The sequence below is a fragment of the Rossellomorea sp. LjRoot5 genome (assembly GCF_964253455.1).
Classification (GTDB): domain Bacteria; phylum Bacillota; class Bacilli; order Bacillales; family Bacillaceae_B; genus Rossellomorea.
In genome coordinates this window covers 1,233,378-1,253,617 of record NZ_CAXUQN020000001.1, presented here as the reverse complement: position 1 = coordinate 1,253,617, position 20,240 = coordinate 1,233,378, and the positions used below count along the sequence as shown (strand labels likewise).

Here is a 20,240-nt window from a genome sequence, read left to right as displayed (position 1 = left end):
TTATTATAATGTGAAAAGCGCGGTGTTTCAATTTAATCGGGGCTTTGAGTGATACAAGCCCCGCTTTTCTTTAGCCAAATGATCGTGATTTCACCTTACGAACCGGCTTCGATTTCAACTTTTTACCTTTGCTTGTTCCTTTCGGTGTGTAAAGCACGGCTGCCAGGTTGCCGGCTAGGACACAGGTGGCGAGGATGAGCCAGCCGATGGCGAAGGTTCCTTGGAGACCTTCTGCAAAAATAGACATTCGTGGGGCTCCGTAGTAGATGAGTGCCCCTGTGATGAGTAAGCAGAGAATGTATCGTTGTTTCAAGGGTGGTTCCTCCTTTCTAGGCTTGTATCATGTATATGCGAGTGAGTGGGGGATGTTGTGTGAACTTGCGAAAAAGGCGATGCATTTGCAACTAAGGAGTTCAGTTTTTGTGGAGGAACATCGTAAATGGCATATAAATTAGAATATTAAATCAAGTTAACGGGCGAGTCATTGGATAATTCGTCTTCTTTTAGACGAGTTTGGAACTTTTACTTTCTTTATTCGTAAAGATAGTAAAAGGGGAGGGATAATTGTTATGGAGGTAGCTATTATTAACCTTATCGGCTCTATTGCTTTCTTAATTTTCGCTATTTTTCTATCGAAAGGAAAAGGAGCATTCTTAATTGCTGGTTATAATACAATGTCTGATAATGAAAAGGCTAAATACAATGAATTAAGTTTGTGCAAGTTCATGAGTAAAATGATGTATGGAATTAGTTTTAGTATATTTTTATGGGCATTAAGCGAAGTGTTAGAAATCCAGTTCATGTTTTATATTGGTCTGGTTTTATTTATATGCCTTATTGTTTTTGGATTAGTTTATGCAAATACAGGAAACAGATTTAAAAAGAATAATTAAGAAGTAAATTTTCAATTCTGTCTTGAAGTGAAGTGGCGTTTGCTGATAAAGCATCCTCCTTGCAACTACACCAGCAATCGTTAGCATCTTCTGCTATAGGGCAGGATTAATCAACAAAGGAAAACTGAAATTTTATGGTTAAATGAAGTAAAAGAGGAGGAATTCTGGTAATGAAAAATGATGTTTTTACCAAATTGATTTTAAGTGGAATTTTAGTTTGTTTAATTGTAATAGCACTCAAATTAAATACCAACCAGAATGTTCAACAACCACCACCGAATGTAGAGGTTAATAACCAAGGTGGGCGAGTTGTTCAGTTAGCACCTAACAGAGTTGGAGTGATTGATAGTGGTCATAACAGTGGTTGGGAACAACTTGTTGTTTTTGAATATAATCCTGAAACAAAAGATTTTGAAGTTGTTAGCTCATTAACATATGAAGACTACTTTAATCATCCTGAAAGGTACGGTATTCCAATAAGAGGTGATAAATATGGAAATTGAGTTATTCAATAAACGGGAGCTTTAATTGAATAAGAACAATAACAAAAAGCTTGGAATACCCCAAGCTTTTTGTTGTGTTAATTGTATTGTTAACTCACTTCTTATTCAGGTAACGTAAACCCTATTAATATTCAATCACATCTCCAGCCTTCATAACCTGCCCCTCAGAATCCTCAAGCATCTCCACGAATTTATGTGGGTCCTGCTTAATCGGCGGGAATGTATCATAGTGAATCGGCACGACTTTCTTCGCTTTTAGGAAGCTTGCTGCCGTTGCCGCATCTTCAGGTCCCATTGTGAAATTATCTCCGATTGGTAGGAATGCCAGATCAATTGGATGGCGCTCCCCGATCAGTTTCATGTCTGAGAATAATCCTGTATCCCCTGCATGGAAAATGGTTTTCCCTTCAATCATCAAGAGAATTCCTGCTGGCATCCCCATGTAGATAATTTCATTGCCGTCTGTAATTAAACCAGAGCCGTGGAAGGCCTGTGTGAATTTCACTTTACCAAAGTCGAATTCATAGGCTCCACCGACGTGCATTGGGTGAGTTTTCACCAGTTGCCAGCTTAGGTACGTTGCCAGTTCGTGATTTGCGATGACAAGGGAATCGTTTTTCTTCGCAAGTTCCACTGTATCCCCTACGTGATCGTTGTGACCGTGTGTAAGGATGATGACATCTGGCTTTTCATCTTCCAATTTAAGATCTGTCAGTTCGTTTCCGGTGATGAATGGATCGATAAGGATCGTTTTTTCATTGGTTTCGATTTTCACTACTGAATGTCCATGATATGAAATCTTCATAATTTCTCTCCTCCAAATAAATTTATCTATTTTTCTTACTCTCGTATGCTATTTTATGTTATACCCGAATTTCATAAAATTAAGCGAGTGCAGGCTGATTTCCGCTGCAGGTGCTCGCTTTCCGCGGGGCGTGAGTTGAGCCTCCTCAGCTTCGCTTCCGGGGTCTCAACTTTCCCGCTTTTCCCGTCGGAGTCGAGCACCTTCCGCTTCAATCAGCTAACTGGCGTAACCCAGTTCACTTTAAAAACGCTAGTCAATTTTCGGTAAAAAAACACAAAAAAGCCGACTGAACATTCCCATGCAGTCGGCTTCCTGTTGTTATTGTTGCTCTAATTGTGTTCTAGTATCTGAGTAGTCTACAGTATGCGCTTCAGCAACCGCTTGGTACGTCACATATCCGTTCAATGTGTTAATACCTTTTAATAAAGCTTCGTTGTCTAGGCACGCTTTTTTGTAGCCTTTGTTTGCGATCTGAACCGCGTAAGGTACGGTTACGTTTGTCAGTGCGATGGTAGACGTACGTGGTACGGCACCAGGCATATTGGCAACGGCATAGTGTACAACGCCGTGCTTCACGTAAGTTGGATCGTCATGCGTTGTGATGCGGTCCGTTGTTTCGAAGATTCCGCCTTGGTCGATGGCGATATCGACAACAACTGAACCAGGTGTCATCGCTTTGATCATGTCTTCTGTTACCAATTTAGGTGCTTTCGCTCCTGGAATCAGTACAGCACCGATGACTAGGTCTGCTTCTCTTACAGCTTGTTCGATATTTAACGGGTTCGACATAAGCGTTGTTACGTCGCTACCGAAGATATCATCAAGCTGACGAAGGCGATCTGGGTTAAGGTCAAGGATCGTGACGTTGGCACCAAGGCCGACAGCCATTTTGGCGGCGTTCGTACCGGCAACTCCTCCACCGATGATCGTTACTTTACTGCGGCGAACCCCAGGGACACCTGAAAGGAGTACACCTTTACCACCGTGGATCTTCTCTAAGAACTGGGCACCGATTTGAGTCGCCATACGTCCTGCCACTTCACTCATCGGAGTCAGTAATGGAAGGGCACGATTCAGTTCAACCGTTTCGTACGCGATTCCGACCACTTTATTATCGATTAACGCTTTCGTTAATTCCGGCTCTGGAGCAAGATGTAAATATGTAAATAAGATAAGCCCCTCGCGGAAATAAGAGTACTCACTTGGAAGTGGCTCTTTTACCTTCATGACCATATCCATGGACCATGCTTCCGCTGCAGAATCAACGATGTGTCCACCTGCTGCTTTGTAATCTTCATCTGTAAATCCTGAACCCATTCCCGCTCCAGCTTCGATGTAAACCTCATGTCCGAATTGAACAAGGTTCACAACACCAGCCGGCGTCATGGCCACACGATTTTCGTTGTTTTTAATTTCCGTTGGTACACCAATACGCATACTAAGCCAACCTCCTAAATGCACTATTGCTCCTTGGAGCATTTACTTCCTAAATATAACACTATTCATATATAATAGCGAAGGGCAATTACTCACCCTGTAAGCACTTACATTCTAACAAAAAATTTAGGAAATATCTCTACTTTTCTTTAAAAAAATAAATGATTATTTCTTCGCTTTTTTTCAAAAATTCTTTAAAATAGAAACCATGCATCCTAGTATACCCAAAGGAGACTTTTTTTATGAAACAACCCATGATCGAACGGCTCGGACTCGAAAAGGTCCCACCCGAGTTAAAATCAACTACATGGATCGAATACTTCATCATACAGCTCGCCTTCTCCGTGAACGCAGGAAACTTCCTTATCCCGGCACTGGCCGTCCTTGAAGGCGGACTATCCTTCCAGGCAGCATTTCTAGCCACCGTACTCGGAGCAAGCGTCGCCTTCCTATTCGTATCATTCCTATCACTACCGGGCTCACGCTACGGCCTGCCCGCTCAATACGTCTTGAGATCCATCATCGGAACCCGGCTGTCGATGCTCATCGCATCCCCCATCCGGTCCCTGACGTCCCTCTACTGGTTCAGCGTCCAAACCATCGGAGGCACCTTCGTCATCATCTCCATGGTGAAAAAAGTAACACCGTACACTATACCATTCGTACCCGTCGCCATCGGACTCGCCATCATCATGACCCTTCTAGCCCTCATCGGCTTCGAAGCCGTCAAGAAAGCGACCAAACTATTCATCCCGATCCTCGTGATCGGCCAGGGAATTATCCTGTACCTCTTCCTAACGAAAGGTGCCGATTCCCTTTCAACACTAACACAAGGCCAGGAACCCTTCTCCATTGGAACGTTCCTATTCTACTCAAGCCTCGTCTTCGTCCAATACATCTCAGGCGTCAGCGCATCCTCCGACATCACCCGCTACAGCAAAAGCGACCGCCACGGATTCTGGGGACTGTACGGAGGAAACGTCGTCGGATTCATGATGACCGCACTTCTTGGAGGATTGAGTGCCAGCTTGTTCAAGGATCTGAATCCATTCGTGGCAGCTGGGCAGCTGACCGACTCCAGTCTGCTACTATTGGTAATCACCGCTTGTGCGATGGTGTCGATGATTTCGATTAATCTTAGTAATGCGTATACAGGGGGATATAGTTTGCTTAATGCATTGCCGTCCCTGTCGCGAATTCAAAGTGCCCTGTTGTTTAGTGTCGCCGGGATTATTTTAAGCTCATTTCCGCAGCTGGTTTATAATGCTCAGGAGTATATTTCTTATCTCGGGATCCTGATCATTCCAATATCGGCGATTGTGGTGGCTGATTATTTGGTTATTAGGAAAGGGAGGATTTCTGAGAGTGCGCTTGTGAGGCTAGCGAGTGGGGAGTCGAATTTTAATCGTGAGGCGTTGTACATTTTAGTGATTGGGATGGTGGTTTATTTGGGGATTCCTGATTCGTTTTCGCCGGGGTTTAGTTGTTTTATTTTGACCTCTATTATATATGTGTTTAGTAAAAAAACAAGTAAGGTGGAAGAACAGAAGCCTGTTCAGAAACTTGGTTAAGTGAAAAGAGTGAACCTGTTTGTTAGGTTCACTCTTTCTTGATCAATAATATCCAAGGAATAGTCAATGTAAATACCTGTCCTTCCAGTAAAAATATGCATCATTATCTCAACATTATGTCCTCCATAATGTAGAATTAACATCTCGAATTAACTACACATGATGATAATTATGTCTATTACAATGGACCTCTACCCTGTCAAGGTATATTAGTGATAAGCGTAAAGAGGGATAGGGTCTGTTCAACTTTTATTCTTACTGGAACTGCATTTTCACTCAATTACCGAGTATCTATCCAGATAATTGCTTAAGATTTGTGAGGAATATTTCATGCAAATAAGTCTTCCATTCACTGAATTATTTGATAAATAAGAGAGTTGTAATAAAAAACTAAATCAACTTACCTCATACTTTATTCTTGTTCTACTATTTTCAATTCTTCTTGCACTAATATCTTTATCACCAATAGGAAGTGACCAATTAGTAATTTTATTTTCATTTTTGTACAAAATAAATTCATCAAGTTCATCCTCTAAAGAAAATGTAGCTGTTTTACCATAAGAATCAGTCAGCTCAATGTCAATAAACTTAAACTCAACTGCTCTGTCAGTATTATTAATTAACCTCAATTGAAACTCTAAGTTACTTTCCACTTTCCTTACTTTTTCTAATTCAATATTAGATGTCATAACAGCCTGATCTTCTTTTGCTAGGGTGTTTATGAATTCAAGAAATTTAGCTTTATCTTCATTCCAAATCTTGTAGTTTATGTTCTCCAGTTCAAATATTTCAACTATCTTATCCTTAAACTTGTCTAGTCCATGCTCATCGTCCATGTTAAAGCTAATCTTAGAGGCGTCTATTGCCCCACTAATCTGGTTAAAATTAAAATTAGGCAGTAATATAAAATTTTGTGCCTTAGATGTAACCCAAGCAGCTCCCATTTCATTTAGGCATGCTGCACTTTTATAATAGTTATTTGACAAGACAAAAAGAACCATGATATTGCTATTATTTAATTCCCCTTTTAAAAAGTCATAAATGCTCTCACCATAAGGAATGTCGTATCCAGGTAAAGAACTACAGAATATCTTCTCATCACTTTTAGTTATTCCAATATCATTTAGCAATTGTACTAAGTGCCCAACATACTTTTTATCTTTGGTAGCATGACTAATAAATATTTTTTTTATTTTAGTGTCTTTTATTGCCTCTGTATTTTGGTTATTGGACAGTTCCATACCCTGCACGGCAGTTAATATCCCTATCATGCCCTCATAATGACTCTCATCATTACCATTTGCATTTTTTGAATATGATAAGAATTCTTCATAAATATCTTTATCGCTTATATTTGTTTTGATAAAACTCTTACTTCTTTCAATCCAAGCTATATATTCTGAGCCTTTAATATATTCCAGATAGCCATCCTGACTTCTCACAATACATTGGTGGAATACTTTATTACCATCTTCTATTAACAATTCTAATTCCTTTTTTGCATCCAAGTTTTCTCTCTCCTCTATTTCTAGCATATCAGTTTCTACTCTAATTAAATAATCAACCAGGTGCTCCTTAACCTTATTTAAAATGCTCTTATAATTCCCAATTTGATTAAAGTAAGCAATATCAAGTTGTTGTTTTCTTTCATTCGCAAAGTACATATCTTGAGTATGTAAACCCTCAGGTAATTTATTATTACCCACAAGAAATTCTAGATGACTTAAATGACTAGTCATCTCACTTATAGAGGAAGCTACTATACAATTCTTTTCTATTTTTTTTGTACTAACATCATACATATCTACTGTTCTCATTGTTATTACCTGTTGATAGATCTTCTCAAATAGATCTTTAAAAGAAGAATTCTGCTTCTTCTTTACAGCAATTTTATATAATTCTCTAAATACTTGAAGTACATTATCCTCATTGATAGTAATTTTATTTAATCTTGCATAGATTATTACATCCAAATCTACCTTATGTTGGGCAATCCTTAATACCTTATTAATAAGGTCATGAACATTATATCTCTCTAATTCCAATTCTTTTAAGGTGTTTTGAATAAATCTTAAATTCATCTTAAACCTCCAACTAACAACTATCCTAATTCATTATATCTATATACTTTTTAGCTTTCATAGTCATACTTAAAAAGAAAACAGTTAACTCAATCAGGTTTTTTAAATCTTGGATGTCCCTACCTTCCCATTTTCTTACATAGTGAGTCGCATCATTTCCTAGCCAAACTGCCCTCTCTGCCATTTCCTTTATGGTTGTTTCAGTGATATATTTCTGAACACATTGTTGTAAATTCATTCTCTGAATTTTTGTAATATCAGTTGGACTAATTTCTAAAGCATAGTCTTTAATTAAATACTCTAGTGCTTTCCTATACCCTACTCCACATATCAAGTCAAGTCCTTCCTGTTCAGCATGATGAGCCTGATTGTATATTTCACAGAAATCAGCTGATAATTCAGATATTTCATCAGGAAATTCCTTAGTTAATTTATTATTTGGGTAACACCTAGCCAATGAGAAGTAATGTCCATTTCCTCTATACTCAGCAATAAATAATGAGCCACATTCATTCCTTGGACACCCACATAATAATTCTGATGTGAAATCATCTTTATCATACATAAGGATGTAGCTAGGTGAAATTGAATAAGTACACACTGGACAAAAGTCAGGTAATGATTGGAGATAACTCATATGGTTGCTTATATCATGTTGCTCATCAAAAAATTGTATACTGTCTTTATAATCTATAGCCATTAAGACGCATTCCCCTCTTCTTCTATACTAACATTCTACCAAATAATTCAAATAATAACATAAAATAAAAGACCTTAACTATAGTAAATGGCCTTTAAAAATTTCCTATTTTCTTATTTAGTAAAACATAAAAAATAAATGGACAAACACAATATCAAAGCTGTTCACATACTTGTAACACCAGTAGAAGATGGCAGAAGAGATTTAGATAATGTTTTGGAAAATGGAGCTATTTAGAAAAGAGCATCTTAGTTTGCAATGATATCCTAATACATTTCTATTTTATCTTTACTATCACTCTTTCTATCCAACGATACAAAAAAGGGAAATATTGTTATAATTAATAAGAGAAAATAGGGAGGTGCTCATCATAAATATAAATTTATCCGCGACTGGAACTTGGAAAATAGATAATTCAAATAAACACTATCACGGAGACTTATACTTAAATAAAGATGAGGGAGGAATAGTTCTCTATATTCGCATACCTAATAATAGTTCTATTATGAGCTATTTGGAGCTACCTCTTACCATCCCATTTATTGCCGGGTCCACACCAAATGGAGCTAAATTTACACTTATCGATTGTAAAAGAATAAGCACACAAAGCAGGATTGGATCAGAAGAAGTATTCGGATATGAGGCAAAATTTATGATCGAGGGTGTAAGTTTTAATAAAGAAGAAAAAATCAAATTCACTAAAATGAGGATTAGTATACCAGGAATTATTCAATGGGGGGATGCCTCAAACTACGTAATACCTGATATAGATAATAGAGAAACTCTTATCGGTTTAAAGATTATAGAGCCGATTGAAATATACTCATGTAGAGATTACACTTTATCTTACGACTTAACTTTTAACTCTCCATTTGAAATGATGAGGGAGGAGATCATATTAAAACAAATTCCTTATCTTATTATTGAAGCTCAATCAGGCCAACCAATTGAGTGGTTTATGAAAATAGCCAATCAAATGAAAAGATTAATTGAAATTGCTGTAGGTATCCCATTAGGTTTTGATTCTATGGTTGTAGAGTCACCTGAAATAAATTATGAATTTGAAAACGGTAACGATAAGAAACATATTCGGCCGTTAGAAGTTGTTCATGCTTTTAAGCAGAACATGAGTAAAGTAAACAACACTAAAAATAAGTTAAAGCATGACTTTTTATTTAATTTGAACGAACTTAAACAAGGTGACTTTCCAAAATGGCAAGAGGTTTCAACCATTATGGAGCCAATTATAGAGTTATATATTGATAGTTTGTACAATAAAGACCTTTCTGTAAGTCGACATTTTTTGAACATGATACAGGCTTTAGAGACTTATCATTCTCGAAGAATTGCATACTCTCTTGATGACTTTAAGAAAAGAGTAGAGCAACTACTTGAAGTACGACCAGAACCCTTCCATGAACAAGATAAGAAATTTTTATTAGAAGGTTGCAGAGGTTTTGTCACATTAAGATGTCGCCTGGCAGACCTCTTACTAGCAGAATATAGCTTCATCTTTCATACTGGTGACTTCAAATTAACGGATTTTCCTCAAATTGTTGCAAAAACAAGGAATTACTATACTCACTATAATCAAAACCTAGAACATAAGGCTCTTAAAGGGGAAGAGTTAATAACTGCCTTCCATATCCTTCGTAACATACTAGAATATTACTTACTTAAAGAGTTTGGATTTGATGAAGAATTTATTCACAATAGAATTAGAGAAAGAATAAGCCCAATAATGACTAGCAATGAAATAAAGAAAGCAGATAGGCGGAAAAGATATAAATAATTTATTAGAACGCCTTTTGAATGTCTGTGTCAGACCCCCGACCCATTAATGCTTCACCGTGACGAGGGTCTGACCCCAATACCTCAAGACTCCAGGATTCACTGCTAACAAAATGTCCACTCATAATCTACACTCTATCTACATACTTAGCGTCGCTATGTTGGTGGTGTTCTATAATATCTATTCTTTCTCTAAGATCTTAAGTCTGTTTGCAAGGTTATTTCCGCACCCAATTCACATGCTTTTCGCCACACGAAGACATTCCGGAATCAGCTTTATTATCAAGCTTGGCAATCCCAGAATCATCACATCCCTTTTTACAGACATACCGATCCAATAGACATAATACCCAAAAGCTAAATCATTCATCGGCTTAAACGTACAGACACTCCCATACTTATACTTCTCAGACTCCAACCACTTACAAAATGGCCACACACTTTATAAAACAGACCATCTCGAAACTTCTCAATCTACCAGATATAGTTCCTTTCACCGAACACTACACACCCTAACTTAACTCGGCCCTCAAACATGGCATTCAACAGAATCCACAAATACAGGTGATTAAATGTATCCACATCGAACATCCATTGGTTTAAATTTCTCCATCTATCCATTTGATTCACTCCTGTTTCAATATGTATTCAACCCTTATATAGTGAGATTGGCTGGGAAAGGATACCCCTTATATCAATTTTCTTTTTAAAATATGTTGTTATTAAGTAGAGGAAGGCTAAACGCTTGAAGTGGAGGAGAAAATGAAGAGCAGGTTTGTTTTCTTAAAGATAATTATTACTTTAAAATCAGAGTCTGATCCTCTATACGCTACACTAGCATCAAAACACGGAACATCGACATCGTAGCAAATGTCCCGATAAATGGGGCAATTTTTCCTTTTCCCTTTAGCGCTCCGAGTAGGCTGCCGATCGTAGAGCTCGCCACCTTACTTATTATAAACCGGCCACCACGCAACATATTTTCGTTGCCCACGGCACAAAACAGAAAAGCCTGCCAATCAACCGGCAGGCTTTTCTGTCAAACTATGAAACTAGATAAAGAGACTGATCAATAATGAAACTCCGAAACCGACAAATGCGATAATTGTTTCCATGACTGTCCATGATTTGAGTGTTTCTTTCTCGGTAAGTCCGAAGAATCGGTTGACCATCCAGAATCCGGAGTCATTTACGTGGGACGCGATTGTTGCACCGGATGCGATCGTGATTACAAGGAGCGCAAGCATCGGCCCGCCGATTCCGAGTGAGTCGATGATTGGCGAGATCAAGCTCGCTGTTGTGATCATGGCGACTGTCGCAGAACCTTGCGCTATACGGACAGCTGAAGCTACGACGAATGCGAATACGATGATCGGTACATTCAGGTTGGACATCGTTTCAGCGAGAACATCCCCTACCCCGGTTTCAACGAGCACCTGTCCGAATACACCACCGGCACCAGTGATCAGGATGATGATTCCAGCAGGTTCCAGGGATTTCGTGGCAATCGTCTGGATTTCTTCTTTCGTATATCCTCTTCTCGTTCCCAGCAAGTAAAAGGTAAGAAGCGCAGTGATAGTCAGGGCCACACCTGGGTCTCCGATGAATGACATTGTCGTTCTCAAGTTATTCCCTTCTGCAAGGGTAGCTGATAGAACAGTATTAAGAAGGATCAACAAGAGGGGGAGCCCTACAAGAGTCGCAATCATACTAAAGCTCGGCAGTTCTTTTACATCTTTACTTTCTTCCATTTCAGGAATCATATTTTCAGGAACCTTGACGTGGATTTTCTTTGAGATATAGGTTCCAAATACTGGTCCTGCAAGGATCGCTGCAGGGATACCGCAAATCAGCCCGAACAGGATGACCCACCCGATGTTGGCTCCGAGTAAAGAAGATACGGCGATCGGTCCCGGTGTTGGCGGGACAAAGCTGTGCGTGACGGCAAGACCTGCGAGTAGCGGGATCCCATAGTATAGAAGTGATTTTTTTGTCTTGCGGGCCAAGCTGTATAGAATAGGAACAAGAATAACAAATGCTACATCAAGGAATACAGGAATCGAAATGATGAAACCTGTCAGCATTAAAGCCCAGTTGACTCTCTTTTCTCCAAACTTCTTCATTAACGTCAGGGCAAGCCGTTCTGCTCCGCCCGATACTTTCAAAATTTCACCGAACATCGCACCGATCCCGATGATGACCGCGATCTCTGCGACGGTGCCTCCCATTCCGTCCTGGACGGCTTTCAACACCTCTGCAGGAGTCAATCCTGCTACCAATCCGATAATATAACTGACCAAGATTAATGCCAGAAACGCCTGAAGCTTCGTGCGCATGACAAGGAATAGCAATAATGCCACCCCAAGTGCGGCGATCAGTATTAAAGTACCTCCACTCATTGTATTTCCTCCTTTTATTAAAATTCACATATGTGATTTATATTCATATATGCGATTTATTTGTTCCATATGGTAACACACGGTTGAAAGCGCTTCAACTTAAATTTTAAATTATTTGAATAAAATAAATTCAGTTGACTGAAACGCTTTCAAGTGATAGGGTTCTATTAACAAATTCACATTTGTGAATCAAAATCTCATATATGAATTTTAGGTGAAGAATAATGTCTGTAAAATCTGCAAAAAGAGTGCTCGATATTTTTGAACTGCTGGCTGCCTATTCTAATGGGCTGACAGTAAAGGAAATAAGTCACCTGCTTTCAGCACCGCAAAGCAGTACGTTCAATGTCATTAAGACACTTGAGACTGAGGGCTACCTTTCCCAGGACTCAGGGAAAAAGTATAAGCTCGGGGCGAAGCTCATCCATATCGGCCGATGCGCCATGGATTCCTTCGATCTTTCAACGGTGGGTACCCCGTACTTAACCTCATTAATGGAAGAAGTACAGGAAACGGTATTCATGGCTGTATTATCTGAAGAAGAATTATTTTATGTGGCTAAGATCGACAACAACAGGTCCATCCGCACGACCGCCCAGCCCGGACTTAGGAAGCCCCTGTACTGCACCGGACTGGGGAAGGCATTCCTTGCATTTATGCCGCCCCGCATACGTGAACAAATTCTCGATGAGACAGAACTGATTCCAATCACCGAGCACACGATCACGGACCGAAGAGAGTTAAAAGCCCAATTGGACGTTTTTAAAGAACAAGGTTACAGCATTGACGATGAGGAAAACGAAGAGGGGCTCTACTGCCTGGCGGCTCCTTTATTCGGGTCAGCAGGAGAGCTGGTCGCTGCGATCAGTGTTGCAGGCCCGAAACAACGGATGCTTTCAAGAAAAGAAGCCATCGTGAAATCACTGACCGAAACCGCCGGAAAGATTACAGTGAACATCGGCGGACGGCCGCAAACGCCAAACAAGGGGGAGATAGAATGGATGTAGTCGCGATCGGTGAAACGATGATTCAGTTTTCCCCTCAATCAGAAGGGCTCATGAGACATGCTGATTCGTTCACTGCCAAAATCGCAGGAGCAGAATCCAATACATTGATCGGCCTGTCCAGGCTCGGTCATGAGACTGGCTGGATCAGCAAGCTAGGGGACGATGAGTTCGGCCGCAGGATCCTGATGGCCGTCCGCGGGGAAGGCGTCGATACAAGCCAGGTTCAGATGGATCCGGAATACCGTACCGGCACTTTTTTTAAGGAAATCATCCGTGAAGGTGAAGTCAGGATTCAGTATTACCGGGATTATTCAGCGGCAAGTACAATCAGTACCTTCGACATACAGGAAAGCTATATAAAAAAAGCAAAATATCTGTTCATCACCGGGATCACTCCGGCGTTGAGCACGTCTGCCAAAGAAGCCATTTTTCAAAGTATAAAATCCGCGAAAGAACATGGCGTCAAGGTTGTATTCGATCCTAATCTCAGAAAGAAACTATGGGATGAAAAAACCGCGAAAAAGACCCTACTGGAGATCGCAGGACAATCTGACATCATTCTGCCCGGCCTTAGTGAAGGGGAATTCCTCTTTGGAACGAATGATGCCGAGAAGATGGCCGAATCATTTTTACAACTTAGTGCATCACTCGTGGTTGTCAAAACAGGTAAAGACGGTGCCTATTACACAGATGGGCGCAAGAACGGGTTCGTCAAAGGTTTCGACGTCGGAAAAATGGTAGATCCCGTCGGTGCCGGGGACAGTTTTGCCGCCGGTTTGCTTTCAGGACTCCTGGACGGCGAAAGCATAGAAGAATCAGTTAGACGAGCCTGTGCGATGGGAGCCCTGACCGTGACCGTCAAAGGTGATTATGAAGGCCTCCCCGATAAAAAAAGGCTTCATCAATTCATGAGCAGCACCATAGGCGAAGATATTTCAAGATAAGGAGTGAAGAGTATGCATGTTCTTTCAACGATCAAACAGGAAAAGATGATTGCCATCATTCGCGGTTCCGAACCAAGTGAGGCTCTCGCGATTGCAAAATCATTGTACAAAGGCGGAGTTCGTGCCATTGAAATCACACTCAATTCACCCGGAGCCCTCTCTTCCATCGAGAAGGTCCGCAGTGAATTGGAAGATGATCTGGTAGTGGGTGCGGGAACAGTTCTTGATCCGGAATCAGCTCGGTCGGCCTTACTCGCGGGTGCCCAGTTCATCCTCTCCCCTTCCCTCAATCGTGACACAATTAAAATGACGAAGCGCTACGGCGCCGTCAGCATCCCCGGGGCATTCACCCCGACCGAGATCCTTGAGGCCTATGAGTCAGGTGGCGACATCATCAAAGTCTTCCCTGCTTCTTCCCTCGGACCCGGTTTTGTAAAGGATATTCACGGTCCGCTTCCCCAGATACCATTACTGCCGACGGGAGGAATCGATCTGACGAATATTGCTGAATACATCGAAAAAGGGGCTGCAGGTGTTGGTCTCGGCAGCTCACTTGTCAACTCCAGGGAAGCCGTGACAGATGAAAATCTGCAGAAACTTACCGAGAAAGCACGCCGATTCAAAGATAAAGTTGCTTCTGTTCAATAAATGTAGGAGGTTATCATTGTGAAGATTACAGGTTATGAACTTTTTAAGGTCGCGCCAAGATGGCTGTTTTTAAAAATTGAAACGGATGAAGGCATCACCGGTTGGGGTGAACCCGTTATTGAAGGCAGAGCGGCAACGGTTCGCACCGCCGTCCACGAACTGATGTCCAATCTGATTGGCAAGGATCCGGCCCATATTGAGGACCACTGGAACATGATGTACCGCTCCGGCTTTTACCGTGGCGGTCCGATCTTGATGAGTGCCATCGCCGGCATCGATCAGGCGTTGTGGGATATCAAGGGGAAATTCTATAATGCTCCTGTTCATCAGCTTCTCGGCGGAAAATGCCGCGATTCCATCAAGGTCTACTCCTGGATCGGCGGCGACCGCCCGAGCGACGTCGGCACTGCCGCCAAGAAAGTCGTCGACACCGGATTTACCGCTGTTAAGATGAACGGTACAGAAGAGCTTCAATATGTAGATTCGCACGAAAAAATTGATCAGGTACTGGAACGTGTGGCAGCTGTACGTGAAGCAGTCGGCCCATACGTCGGCATCGGAATCGACTTCCACGGCCGCGTCCACAAACCGATGGCGAAAACATTAGCGAAAGAGCTGGAACACTTCCGACCGATGTTCATCGAGGAACCGGTCCTGCCTGAAAACAATGAGGCACTGAGAGAGATCGCCAATCACACGTCCACCCCTATCGCAACCGGAGAAAGAATGTTCTCCAGATGGCAGTTCAAGCCATTACTGATGGATGGATATGTCGATATCATCCAACCTGATCTCTCGCATGCAGGAGGAATCACCGAATGCAAAAAAATCATCTCCATGGCAGAAGCCTTTGATGTAGCCGTGGCGCCGCACTGCCCGCTCGGCCCGATCGCCTTGGCAGCCTGTCTGCAGGTGGATGCGACTTCCCATAACGCATTCATCCAGGAACAGAGCCTCGGCATCCATTACAACGTCGGCAGCGATCTGTTGGACTACATCACCGATAAAGACGTATTCCAATACGAAAACGGCTATGTGAACATCCCGCAAGGTCCAGGACTTGGGATCGACATCAATGAAGACCACGTAAGGAAAATCGCGGAAACCGAAGTCGACTGGCACAACCCGATCTGGCGTCATAAGGATGGATCGATTGCAGAGTGGTAGTCACTCCTGCTATATGAATGGTGTTGGAGACATCCTTGTTGGTGCTTTCAACACCAACATTTTAGGGGCGTTTTCCCCGTACTAACGATTCACCATTAAATCAGGGAAACCAAGGAACAAGTAAAGTGTCCAAAAACCACCAAAAGGGACAAGGCGGCCGCCTTGTCCCTTTTTAACACTATTCGCAGTGAACCTAACACACTCTCTTACCTTATATGTGCCAGTTCCCCCGCTGTTCTTATCTAAGCACGCATTAATGCTCCATTTGGTTCTTTTAACTCCTGCTCTACTATTTGATTCATCTTAGAGAAGTGGTCCAGAAATTGTTGTGCCAGCTCTTGTTCCTCCGTATCACTTTTCAATGAAACGATGTCGCGCAAAATCTGAGCCATCCACGAATTATCAAAATAACGATACTTACCTGTATTCCATGTCGTTTTTTGAGGGGATTTTTCATTGACATAGTACTTCCAAAAAGGCATCTGCTTCGATTCCTCGTCTGTAAGTTTGAGTCTGTAATGGGAATGGGCAGGAATATTCCCATCTTCACAAAGTTTACCGATGAAATTATCCTTCACCATATAGACTCCTAATATCCGTCTGTCTTTTTCAGGCATACCGGGATCGACCGTTGTCAGCAGGACCGCACTGTTTTGGTGTAAGCGACTGGGCTTGTTTGGCTTACCCTTATTATTACCACTTTTTATTTCACCAGAGAAAACCGTCCAATCTGAAAAGGAGCTACTCTGTTCTTCTTCTGTATCGCACCTGTAAACCATCTGCGATTCGGGATGAAGTTTATGATTTTTCATAAGTTTTTCATGACCCACTCGAAGCTCCTGATATTTTCTTTGCCTTGCCTTTTCCTCTTCCTTCTGCATTGCTTCCTCTTTGAGTTCCATTTCCTGCTCGTGTAAAATTTTTTCAAGTGAATTGGCAGCATTTTTATCATGTAGTTTCAAGTGCTGTCCAAATACATCCGGGTAAACAAATTTTTTATTTTCCGAGGCGAAATGTATTTCAACTACCGTATCATTATGTTTAACGATACTTCCCATACCAAACCGCTCATGTGTAACTTTCTTATTGATTAAATTCAATATATTAGTCCTCCTTGTATAATAACTTGGGTACTATTGCCTAAAAAGCTCACAAAAACTGTTCGAATTTCCCTTGGGAATAAATAAGGTATTTAACTAAACGTTCAATTCAAAAAATTACTAGGTAGTAATTATAGCATTTTTTTGGTAAAAATACAAATTCATTGTTGACAACCTATTTTATTGCAAGGTAAAATGTAGTTTTGTTCAAATCTTAATGATTGGTACAATCCTGATTTTTTATCATTAAGTCGGTCAATCCCAGAATCATCACACCTCCTTTTTACAGACATCTCCATCCAATAGTTATCTGAAAAACAAGGCGACCCCCAACTCATTTAGAGCAAACGCAAGCAAGAAAAGCTGAATTCTTTTCTCCACTACTTTGATCAACAAAAGAAAAAACCTCATTCGTACAAATGCACGAATGAGGTTTACCACCACAATTTATTCTGATGAGTCTTCTATATTCTCCTCCGTCACCAACTTCAACGGCACCGGAATCTTCTTCTTCACTTTCTTACCCTGCAACACATTAGCCCCAGCCTGAACGGCCAACTGACCAATCTTCTCAGGCTGCTGAGCGACAGTCGCAGACAGGTTGCCATTCCGAATGCTAGTCATCGCATCTTCATTTCCATCAAATCCAACGACTAGAACGTCACGACCGGAGCTCTGGATCGCCTGCAGTGCTCCCAATGCCATTTCATCGTTATGAGCGAACACCGCTTTGATATCTGGATTCCCCTGGATCAGGTTTTCCATTGTATTCAATCCTTCGGTACGATCAAAGTTCGCCGTCTGTTTGGCCACGACATCAAGCTTTTCATCCGCGATGTTGTGGAACCCGGCTCCACGCTCACGAGTGGCGGATGCTCCAGGGACCCCTTCAAGTTCTGCTACTTTCGCACCTTCCCCTAGCTGTTTGACGAGGTATTCTCCGGCCATTTCGCCACCCTTTTCGTTATCCGAGCTGACGAGTGTGGCGACATCTCCTTTTTCCGCTGAGCGGTCAAGGGTGACGACGGGGATGCCCAGGCTGTTGGCAGATTGAACGGCGGTGGAAATGGCCGCTGAGTCCGTCGGGTTGATGAGTAAGACGTTGACGCCCTGCTGGATGAGGTCTTCTACGTCATTGATCTGCTTGGCGGCATCGTTCTGGGCATCGACGACGACGACTTCCATGCCTTGTTTCTTCGCTTCGTCCTGAACGCGAGTCGAGATAGCTACAACAAATGCCAACATTGAACCGCCAATGGAGTAGATCATGACTTGGATGCCCGAGATGAGTATGCTCACAAATGGCATGTTTTTTTTTGCTGAAAGAAGCTTATAATTTTCTCCTTAACAATACAAAAATCAAAAAACATGACAATATTGCCATGATTCCTTGTGACATTTGTATTTATTTCACAGTCGGGGAATGGTCCTTTTGTCTTTCGAGATCATCGTTTAATTCAAATCCATACAAATGGAAGAAATCTTCTCGGAAGCCATGTAAATCTGTAAGTTCAAAGATGTTCCCTGAGTTAACTTTTTGCATAATTTCCAATACTTCAGCTTGAACATCGGTTCGCATCTCACATTCATCAATTCGAATACGACCTTCTTCGTCTGTATGAAATGTGCCCTTGGTATATAAAAAATCATTAAAAAGGCGATGCATTTGTTCAATACAGCCTTCATGAATAGCTTTTTTCTTCATTACTTTATAAAGTGCTGATAAATAAAGAGGTACGACGGGAATTGCAGTACTAGATTGAGTTACCAAACCTTTACAAACAGTCACAATAGCTTGTCCATTAATCATTTGTAGATATTTGGTTAGGTCATGAGCAGTCGCTTCTAAGTGACTTTTGGCTTGTCCTATTGTCCCATTACGGTAAATTGGGAACGACATCTCTGGACCAATGTAGGAGAAGGCAACTGTTTTAGTACCGTTGCTCAGTACATTTGCCTCTTTCAATGCATGTATCCACTCTTTCCAGTCATCTCCCCCCATTACCTTTACTGTATCAGCGATCTCTTCCTCCGAAGCAGGGTGTAGCTCAGCTTCTGTTACATTACCTGTATGGAAGTCAACCGTTTTATTGGTAAAAGTAGTTCCTATTGGTTTTAGCACTGAATGTTGAAAGTTACCAGTCTGAGGATCAACTCTCTTCCCAGTAGCTAAACTATAAATAACTAGATCCACTTCACCTAAATCTTGACGAATCAAATCTATTGTTTTCTGCTTGATTTCGTGAGTAAAAGCATCCCCGTTTATACTTTTAGCATACACTCCTTCAGCGTTTGCCCACTCCTCCAATGCAATCGTATTATACCAACCAGCGGAAGCGCTACGATATTTGGTTTTTGGTTTTCCATTAGAAATTCCTATTGTACTTGCACCTGCACCAAATGCAGAAACAATTCGAGCTGCAAGACCATACCCTTTTGAGGCACCAATGACTAGCACATTTTTGGGGCCGGATATTTTTGGTTGTTCTTTTATGTAATCCACTTGTTTTTTTACTTGAGCACGGCATCCCTCAGGATGAGCGTTAGTGCATTGAGACCCACGAATTCTTGGTTTCATATATATGATAATTCTTCCTCTCTAAGTTTATTGGTTCCGCGTCAGTTTATCGATTTAATACTTTTACAAGTATAAAAGAACCTACTCAAAATACTAATTATTTTGAAAGGCATCAGTATTATTTTATCTATCACAAATGAAAACAGTCCCAATGTGCATCAGAATAACTGTTCATTTTCCATTTTTTAAATCGATTACATTCAGTTTGATTAAATTAATATATGTTTAGATATCAATTCTTTTTTCATTTTACTATTACATATTAAAATCCCGTATACTTTTAAAGAATTTAAGGTTTTTTTTGCAAGTTCAAAAGAAATCTCTCTACTAAAGACCATTGTACCTATAAGAATGACATTAACTTTCTTGTTATTTCTCACTAAATTTTCTAACTTTCTTTTTGTCAGGTAAGAGATGCCCATAGCAAAATTTAATTCAGTATAAGGAATTTGTGATTGGAGATATTTTTCTATCAAGTCACGATAAAAATCTTCATGTTTATTATTATATTTTTCATGCACAATATTATTGAGGCTTTTTTTAGTCTGTAAATCCACATTCACTTTAATTTCAATAAATTCTCCCATTCAAGATGCACCCTTCTAGTAATATTTAT

18 protein-coding genes and 1 pseudogene are annotated in these 20,240 nt (G+C 40.9%); 8 read left to right on the top strand and 11 right to left on the bottom strand.

Going from position 1 to position 20,240, the window contains the following annotated elements:
* Positions 1-70: 70 nt before the first annotated feature.
* Positions 71-313, bottom strand: a complete 243-nt coding sequence (locus tag ACSQ2E_RS06340; RefSeq protein WP_435989767.1) for a hypothetical protein — start codon at positions 311-313, stop codon at positions 71-73.
* 256 nt (positions 314-569) lie between these two features.
* Here ACSQ2E_RS06340 and ACSQ2E_RS06335 point away from each other — a divergent pair, with 256 nt between their 5' ends.
* Positions 570-893 (top strand): DUF3784 domain-containing protein, encoded by a 324-nt coding sequence (locus ACSQ2E_RS06335; RefSeq protein WP_435989766.1) that lies wholly within the window; start codon positions 570-572, stop codon positions 891-893.
* 170 nt (positions 894-1,063) lie between these two features.
* Positions 1,064-1,396: a hypothetical protein gene (locus ACSQ2E_RS06330; RefSeq protein WP_435989765.1), complete on the top strand. Its 333-nt coding sequence runs from the start codon at positions 1,064-1,066 to the stop codon at positions 1,394-1,396.
* Between the two features lie 124 nt (positions 1,397-1,520).
* Here the strand turns inward: ACSQ2E_RS06330 and ACSQ2E_RS06325 are convergent, their stop codons facing one another.
* Positions 1,521-2,201 carry a metal-dependent hydrolase gene (locus tag ACSQ2E_RS06325; RefSeq protein ID WP_435989764.1) on the bottom strand — a complete coding sequence of 227 codons (681 nt, stop codon included), beginning with the start codon at positions 2,199-2,201 and terminating at the stop codon, positions 1,521-1,523.
* 318 nt (positions 2,202-2,519) lie between these two features.
* Complete coding sequence (ald, locus tag ACSQ2E_RS06320) at positions 2,520-3,638, bottom strand: alanine dehydrogenase (protein WP_430337213.1); 1,119 nt, start codon at positions 3,636-3,638, stop codon at positions 2,520-2,522.
* Between the two features lie 242 nt (positions 3,639-3,880).
* Between ald and ACSQ2E_RS06315 the strand changes: the two genes are divergently transcribed.
* Positions 3,881-5,209 (top strand): purine-cytosine permease family protein, encoded by a 1,329-nt coding sequence (locus tag ACSQ2E_RS06315; RefSeq protein WP_435989763.1) that lies wholly within the window; start codon positions 3,881-3,883, stop codon positions 5,207-5,209.
* A 395-nt stretch (positions 5,210-5,604) separates the two neighbouring features.
* On the opposite strand, the gene ACSQ2E_RS06310 is transcribed toward ACSQ2E_RS06315, so the two are convergent.
* Positions 5,605-7,290 (bottom strand): toll/interleukin-1 receptor domain-containing protein, encoded by a 1,686-nt coding sequence (locus ACSQ2E_RS06310; protein ID WP_435989762.1) that lies wholly within the window; start codon positions 7,288-7,290, stop codon positions 5,605-5,607.
* A gap of 25 nt (positions 7,291-7,315) precedes the next feature.
* Positions 7,316-7,990: a hypothetical protein gene (locus ACSQ2E_RS06305; RefSeq protein WP_435989761.1), complete on the bottom strand. Its 675-nt coding sequence runs from the start codon at positions 7,988-7,990 to the stop codon at positions 7,316-7,318.
* 361 nt (positions 7,991-8,351) lie between these two features.
* Here ACSQ2E_RS06305 and ACSQ2E_RS06300 point away from each other — a divergent pair, with 361 nt between their 5' ends.
* Positions 8,352-9,782, top strand: a complete 1,431-nt coding sequence (locus ACSQ2E_RS06300; protein ID WP_435989760.1) for a HEPN domain-containing protein — start codon at positions 8,352-8,354, stop codon at positions 9,780-9,782.
* A 473-nt stretch (positions 9,783-10,255) separates the two neighbouring features.
* Here ACSQ2E_RS06300 and ACSQ2E_RS06295 read toward each other — a convergent pair whose 3' ends face one another.
* On the bottom strand, positions 10,256-10,402 hold the full coding sequence (locus ACSQ2E_RS06295; protein WP_435989759.1) for a hypothetical protein: 147 nt from the start codon (positions 10,400-10,402) through the stop codon (positions 10,256-10,258).
* A 431-nt stretch (positions 10,403-10,833) separates the two neighbouring features.
* Complete coding sequence (locus tag ACSQ2E_RS06290) at positions 10,834-12,180, bottom strand: GntP family permease (RefSeq protein ID WP_435989758.1); 1,347 nt, start codon at positions 12,178-12,180, stop codon at positions 10,834-10,836.
* A gap of 224 nt (positions 12,181-12,404) precedes the next feature.
* On the opposite strand from ACSQ2E_RS06290, the gene ACSQ2E_RS06285 reads away from it, so the two are divergent.
* The 4 genes from ACSQ2E_RS06285 to dgoD are packed head-to-tail and all read left to right on the top strand — an operon-like array spanning position 12,405 to position 15,946.
* Positions 12,405-13,187, top strand: coding sequence for an IclR family transcriptional regulator (locus tag ACSQ2E_RS06285; RefSeq protein ID WP_435989757.1), 783 nt, complete (start codon positions 12,405-12,407; stop codon positions 13,185-13,187).
* Positions 13,178-14,131, top strand: a complete 954-nt coding sequence (locus ACSQ2E_RS06280) for a sugar kinase (RefSeq protein ID WP_435989756.1) — start codon at positions 13,178-13,180, stop codon at positions 14,129-14,131. Before ACSQ2E_RS06285 ends, ACSQ2E_RS06280 begins: the two co-directional genes overlap by 10 nt.
* 12 nt (positions 14,132-14,143) lie before the next feature.
* Positions 14,144-14,779, top strand: a complete 636-nt coding sequence (locus tag ACSQ2E_RS06275; protein WP_435989755.1) for a bifunctional 4-hydroxy-2-oxoglutarate aldolase/2-dehydro-3-deoxy-phosphogluconate aldolase — start codon at positions 14,144-14,146, stop codon at positions 14,777-14,779.
* Between the two features lie 18 nt (positions 14,780-14,797).
* Positions 14,798-15,946: a galactonate dehydratase gene (dgoD, locus tag ACSQ2E_RS06270; RefSeq protein WP_435989754.1), complete on the top strand. Its 1,149-nt coding sequence runs from the start codon at positions 14,798-14,800 to the stop codon at positions 15,944-15,946.
* 242 nt (positions 15,947-16,188) lie between these two features.
* Here the strand turns inward: dgoD and ACSQ2E_RS06265 are convergent, their stop codons facing one another.
* From ACSQ2E_RS06265 to ACSQ2E_RS06250, 4 genes and pseudogenes are all read right to left on the bottom strand, one after another.
* Complete coding sequence (locus tag ACSQ2E_RS06265) at positions 16,189-17,046, bottom strand: malate synthase (protein ID WP_435989753.1); 858 nt, start codon at positions 17,044-17,046, stop codon at positions 16,189-16,191.
* 447 nt (positions 17,047-17,493) lie between these two features.
* A pseudogene (locus ACSQ2E_RS06260) lies at positions 17,494-18,270 on the bottom strand (substrate-binding domain-containing protein); the annotation flags it as partial.
* Between the two features lie 181 nt (positions 18,271-18,451).
* Complete coding sequence (gene fabV, locus ACSQ2E_RS06255; RefSeq protein WP_435994425.1) at positions 18,452-19,630, bottom strand: enoyl-ACP reductase FabV; 1,179 nt, start codon at positions 19,628-19,630, stop codon at positions 18,452-18,454.
* Positions 19,631-19,833: 203 nt separating this feature from the next.
* The gene (locus tag ACSQ2E_RS06250) at positions 19,834-20,211 is read right to left on the bottom strand and encodes a hypothetical protein (protein WP_435989752.1); all 378 of its coding nucleotides are present in this window, start codon (positions 20,209-20,211) and stop codon (positions 19,834-19,836) included.
* Positions 20,212-20,240: the final 29 nt, after the last annotated feature.